The sequence below is a fragment of the Nocardia sp. NPDC004722 genome, assembly GCF_053601505.1.
This window is the reverse complement of record NZ_JBSGBY010000549.1, coordinates 1-5,799: the sequence shown is the minus strand read 5'-3', so window position 1 is coordinate 5,799 and position 5,799 is coordinate 1. Positions and strand designations below refer to the sequence as shown.

The window sequence follows — 5,799 nt, the reverse complement described above, 5'->3', positions numbered from 1 at the left end:
GAGGCCCAGATCGCCGCGATCCGCTCCGCACTCGAGGCGGCCGATGTGCCCGCCGATTCCGTCCAGTACGTCGAATTGCACGGCACCGGAACGCCCGCGGGCGATCCGGTCGAGGCTGCCGCACTCGGCGCGACGTATGGCGTCGACCGCGCGCCGAACTCCCCGCTGGCGGTGGGATCGGTCAAGACGAACGTCGGCCACTTGGAGGGTGCCGCCGGAATCATCGGCCTCATCAAAACCGCACTGTCCCTGCGACACCGCGAACTCGTGGCCAGCCTCAACTTCGAGCGCCCCAATCCGGCCATTCCCCTGGATGATCTGCGCTTGCGCGTGGTCACCGCACCCGAGCGATGGGCCGCGCCCAGCCTCCGGCGGGCAGGCGTCTCCGCCTTCGGCATGGGCGGTTCGAACGTGCACCTGATCCTCGACGAGGCCCCCATCGCGGATCTCGCGACGACCGTCGAGCCCGACGACGGCGACGAGGTGCCGATCGTGCTCTCCGCGCGCGATGAGGCCGGTCTCCGCGCGCAAGCGAGCCGACTCCGTGACTGGCTGGTGCGCCATCCGGAACTCGCCCTCGCCGACGTGGCGTATTCGCTGCTCACGGCCCGCGCCCATATGCCCTGGCGTACAGGCTTTTTCGCGTCGAGTCGCGCACAGCTGCTCGCCGATCTCGAGGCGCTCGCCGACAACGGCGCGGACGCCGTTGCCCGGCGGGAGGCTAGCCCCGGCCAGCCCCTCGAGACACTCCTTCAGACGTATCGCGCTGGCGGACCAGTGGATTCGAGCGCCTGGGGTGCCACGGGTATCCGGGTCGAGCTGCCGCCGTACGCATTTCACCGCCGAGAGAATTCCGGGGGTCTCGTTCCGGTCGAGTCGACACCGGTAGCGGCCGCGCCCGCGGACCGCGCGCGCGATGTCGGAGACCACCTCGAACAGGGCACCCCCGCAGACAGCGCCTTGGCGCACCGGCTGCGCGCGCTGCCCGAGTATCAGCACCGCGCAGCGGTTCTCGGCGTGGTCCGTGAGCAGGCGGCTGCGGTGCTCGGGTACGAGTCGGGCGAGTCGATTCGCGACGACCTGCCGTTCACCGATCTCGGGTTCGACTCGCTCAGTGGCGTGGAGTTGCAGAAACGCCTGAGCCGGGCGACGGGTGTGGAGTTGCCGCCCTCGCTCATCTTCGATCACCCCACCGCCGCCTCGGTGGCCGAACTGCTGATCTCCACCGCCACCGCCGCCGGGCCGAAGCGCGGCCGGGTCACGCGGCGTAGTTCCTCGGACGAGCCGATCGCGATCGTGGGCATGGGTGCGCGGTTCCCGGGCGGCGTCTCCTCCGCCGAGGAGCTGTGGGACCTGGTCGCGGCCGGGGGCGACGCGATCGGGGATTTCCCCGAGGATCGTGGGTGGGATCTGGATCGGCTCTATGATCCCGATGCCGACAAGGCGGGGACCGTGTACACGCGGCGGGGTGGATTCCTCAGCAGTGCGGGGGATTTCGATCCCGGGTTCTTCGGGATCAGCCCGCGTGAGGCGTTGGCGATGGATCCGCAGCAGCGGGTGTTTCTCGAAACCGCTTGGGAGGCGCTCGAAGACGCTGGGATCGACCCGACCACGCTGCGGGGTACGGATACCGGCGTCTTCGTCGGGGCGTGCGCGTCAGGGTATGCCGGTCTGGTCACCGGTGAGCTGGAGGGTTTCCGACTGACGGGCACCTCGCACAGCGTCATCTCGGGGCGGCTCGCCTATGTCCTCGGGCTGGAAGGTCCGGCGGTGACGGTGGATACCGCGTGCTCGTCCTCGCTGGTGGCGCTGCATTCGGCGTGTCAGGCCCTGCGCCGGGGCGAGAGCTCGCTGGTGCTGGCCGGAGGCGTGACGATCGCCGCGACTCCCGACCTGTTCGTCGATTTCTCCCGGCAGCGTGGGCTGTCACGCGACGGCCGCTGCAAGGCTTTCTCCGCCGCGGCGGACGGTGTCGGCTGGTCCGAGGGCTCGGGAGTGCTCGTGCTGGAGCGGCTTTCCGACGCTCGCCGACTCGGGCACCAGGTCCTGGCGGTGGTGCGGGGTAGCGCGGTCAACCAGGACGGTGCGAGCAACGGTCTCACCGCACCCAATGGCCCATCGCAGCAGCGCGTGATCGAACAGGCCCTCGCCGACGCCGGAATCTCGGCGGCCGACGTGGACGCCGTCGAGGCGCACGGCACCGGAACACGACTGGGCGATCCGATCGAGGCGCAGGCACTGATCGCCGTCTACGGACAGGATCGCGGCGACCGGCAACCCCTGCGGATCGGCTCGCTCAAATCGAATATCGGTCATACCGTCGCCGCCGCCGGTGTCGCCGGTGTGATCAAGACCGTCCAGGCGATGCGGCATGGACAACTGCCGCGCACCTTGCACGCGGAAACGCCGTCGCCGCACGTGGATTGGCATGCGGGTGCGGTGCGGCTGCTGGCCGAGGCCGAACCATGGGAACCCGGGGATCGCCCGCGCCGGGCCGGGGTGTCGTCGTTCGGGATCAGTGGAACGAACGCCCACGTGATCCTCGAGGAAGCGCCCGCCGACGCGACGACCTCGGACACGGCCGGCGGCCGGGATCTCCCGAACGAGAACGCGGTGCCGCTGGTCGTCTCGGGTAGGAACGAAGCGGCGCTGCGCGCCCAGGCCGCCCGCCTGCGCGGGTGGTGGTCGGCACGTCCCCGGCTGAATGTGGCCGACGTGGCCGCTGCGCTGACTTCGACTCGAGCACAACTGGATTCGCGCGCGGTGGTGTTCGGGCGCGATCGGGAAGAGCTGCTCGAGAAGTTGCACGCACTCACCGAAACGGGCAGTGACGCAGCCGATTCGGGTGTCGACATCGTCACCGGAACCCCTGTCGCGGGGCAGACCGCGTTCCTGTTCACCGGACAGGGTGCGCAGCGAGTCGGCATGGGCGGTGACCTCTACAGCGCTTTTCCTGCCTTCGCGACCGCACTGGACGAGGTGTGCGCACACCTCGATCCGCTGCTCGGGGCATCCCTGCGCGAGGTGATGTTCGCCGATGCCACCGGCGTGCTCGACCGCACCGAATGGACGCAGCCCGCGCTCTTCGCCTTCGAGGTCGCGCTGTTCCGGCTGCTCGAATCGTTCGGCATCGCACCGGATGTCGTCGCGGGTCACTCCATCGGCGAACTCTCGGCCGCCCACGTGGCCGGAGTGCTGTCGCTGCCCGACGCGTGCGCACTCGTGGCGGCCCGAGGCCGGTTGATGGGTGCGCTTCCCGAGGGCGGGGCGATGCTGGCCGTCGCCGTCGACGAGGCTCGCGCGAACGGCATCGTCGTCGGATTCGAGGGCCGTGTCTCGCTCGCCGCTATCAACGGCCCGGCCGCGACGGTGCTGTCCGGTGACACCGACGCGATCGACGCCGTCGAGCGAGAGTTGGCGGCCGAGGGAATTCAGACCACGCGGCTGCGCGTCAGCCACGCTTTCCATTCGGCGCGAATGGATCCGATGCTGGAGGAGTTCCGCACCATCGCGGAGGGCCTCACCTACAACCCGCCCCGGCTGCCCATTGTCTCGACCGTCGCCGCCGACTTCCCGGGCGAGACCATCGCCACCCCCGGCTACTGGGTGCGGCAGGTGCGGGACGCCGTGCGCTTCGCGCCCGCGCTCGCGACCCTGCTCGCGAGCGGCGTGCGGCGATTCGTCGAGGTGGGACCGGACGCCATTCTCAGCGCGGCGACCAACCGCTACCTGGCTACCGACCCGGCCATCGAGTCGTCGACCTATGTCGTGACCACCTCACGACGATCGAATGATCCAGTCCCGCAGCTGCTCTCGGCCCTGGCACAGCTGCATGTCACCGGCGGCCCGATCGACTGGCGGCCCCTGCTGCCCGTCTCGGAGCAACGAATCCCGCTGCCGACCTACGCATTCCAGCATCAGCGGTTCTGGCTGCGCCCGGCTCCCGCCTCGGGCGCGTCCGGCGGTCACCCGATTCTGACCGGCGTCGTCGGTATCGCGGGCACCGATGAATGGTTGTTCACCGGTCGACTGTCCCTGCGCGAACACCCGTGGATCTCCGACCACGCGGCATACGGCGTCGTGGTCGTCCCCAGCGCGGTTCTGGTGGAATTCCTGCTCAGCGCGGGCGAGCGCATCGGCTGCGAGGTACTCGAGGAACTCACACTGCAGGTGCCGATCGTGCCTGCCGCAGACGATGAGATCGAGCTCCAGGTCGCGGTACGCGCATTCGAGTCCGGGCGTCGGGATTTCGACTTCCACTTCCGCAAGTCCGTGGATGACCCGTGGGTACTCAATGCGACCGGTGCGCTCACGCGAGAACATTCGGGCGACTCGGAGGCACTGCGGTTGCTCGGCCAGGCTTGGCCGCCCGCCGAGGCGGAAGCGCTCGACGCGACCCGCATTCCGAGCCTGATGACGCAGGGCTCCGGGCTCGAATACGGCCCGGCGTTCGGTGGCGTTCACGCGGTGTGGCGGCAAGCGGACGCGGTCTTCTCCGAGGTCACCCTGCGCACCGACGCGGACGGCACGGCGGGCGCTTTCGGACTGCACCCGACGCTGGTGGACATGACGGTGCACGCCGGGCTCGCCGAATTGCTGTGGCGCGGACAGGATCATGACGCAGGCTCCGGCAAGCTGCTGTTCCGCTGGGGTGGTGCGCGATTCCACCGGCCGCTGGCCGACCGATCGCAGCTGACCTCACTGCGAGTCGCGGCCGTCGCCACGGGGCCGGAGACGATCTCGGTCGCGGCCATGGACACCGCCGGTCGTCCGATCCTCTCCGTGGATGCCGTGGTCATGCGCCCGTATGACGTGCGACGCTTCTTCGAAAGCCGGTCCGAGAGTGCGGCCGACCTGTACCGGGTACGCTGGGAGCGCGGCGGCGCTGCGCCCGTCGGCGACCCGATAGCCGTCGCGGTGCTGGCCGATACCACCGTGGCGGGAATAGACGAGTCGTACGCCTCGGTCGAGGCCGTCGCGGCGGCGGAGCGGATTCCGGCCTCGGTGGCCTATCGAGCCCAGTTCCCGAAAGACGAAGCGGCCGATATCCCTTCGGCGATCCGGCGGGCCGTGCACGCGACGCTGGCCCTGCTGAATTCGTGGGTGCGAAGCGAACGGCTGTCGGATACCCGGCTGGTCGTCGTCACCACGGGCGGAGTCGGAGTCGCCGACGAATCCCCCGATCTCGTCGCGGCGGCGGTGTGGGGTGTGGTGCGCACCGCGCAGACCGAGAATCCGGATCGTTTCGTCCTCGTCGACGAGGACCCGGCGGCGCCGTTGGATGCCGAAGCGCTTGTCGCCGTGCTGCGTAGCGAGGAACCTCAGGTCGCCCTCCGTCGTGCCGAACTGCTGGTACCGCGATTGGTTCGCGCCGAGGCGGTCGGCACCGACGCCGACGCCGCCCCGTTCGGTACCGGAACGGTGCTGATCACCGGCGGCACAGGCGGATTGGGCGCGCTGTTCGCCCGGCATCTCGTGACCGAGCACGGCGTCCGGAGCCTGGTGTTGACCTCTCGCCGTGGCCCCGACGCCCCGGGTGCGGCGACCCTGGTCGAGGATTTGGCGGCCCTCCAGGCCGAGGCTCGAATCATCGCCTGCGACATCGCCGACCGTGAATCGGTCGGGCGGTTGGTGAGCGGTGTGGAGCTGAGCGCGGTGATCCATGCCGCGGGTGTCCTCGACGACGGCACCATCGGTTCCCTGACGGCCGAGCAGGTCGATCGCGTCCTGGCACCGAAGATCGCTGGCGCGTGGAATCTGCACGAGGCGACCGCGGGTACCGCGCTGTCCGCCTTCGTG

General features: G+C 69.8%; 1 protein-coding gene. It reads left to right on the top strand.

The window, feature by feature from the left end; genetic code table 11:
* The coding region (locus ACWELQ_RS36110) for an SDR family NAD(P)-dependent oxidoreductase (RefSeq protein ID WP_452401504.1) at nt 1-5,799 on the top strand (5,799 nt) is incomplete at both ends.